2 pseudogenes are annotated in these 614 nt (G+C 48.9%); both read left to right on the top strand.

What is annotated here, in order from left to right:
• Nucleotides 1-241: pseudogene (locus R7P74_RS27565) on the top strand (pyridoxamine 5'-phosphate oxidase family protein); the annotation flags it as partial.
• Nucleotides 242-382: 141 nt separating this feature from the next.
• A pseudogene (locus tag R7P74_RS27560) lies at nucleotides 383-614 on the top strand (AarF/ABC1/UbiB kinase family protein); the annotation flags it as partial.

Genomic DNA, 614 nt, shown 5'->3' with positions numbered 1-614 from the left:
AGAGCTCAGCGCCACCATGCTTCTGCGTATTTCTTTAGAGGAAGCATCGGTAAAAATCAGTCGTTTTGGTGTCAACGACGACGCTCAAGATATGGATATTCCGGTTTGGGCGGGGGTACTGCCATATCGAACCGTCGTGGGGCCTCTTGAACCATGTTCGGATTTGTATGAAGGCATCGAAGAACCCGATTACAGCAACGCCTATCCTAACCGCTGGTACGCTTCGGAGAAACTCAGCTAAGAGCTCCTGTTGCTAACGCTCTCACTAGCAACTTTCATCCAATCTCCTAAATCACCGCTGGTCCTGCCAGCGGTGCTCGTAACTTTGTATCCAAAGGCTTCAATTTCCCGTATAACAAACCATGAGCAATAGGAGAGAGTTATGTCGGGAAAGGAAAGAAACCTACCAACACACCGTATTTCTAGATTCAGCAAATTTGCCTCGCTTACAACAAGAGTTGCGGGCAATGTTATTGCTGAAGGCACCAAGCAAATCGCCAAAGGCAACCGACCGAAAGCGAAAGACCTTTTGCTCACCCCTCAAAATATTGCACGGCTGACCGATCAACTGGCGCACTTACGCGGCGCAGCGATGAAACTTGGTCAAATGCTGT

It is taken from the genome of Vibrio sp. 2033, from assembly GCF_033339735.1.
This window is presented reverse-complemented; position numbering and strand designations above follow the sequence as displayed.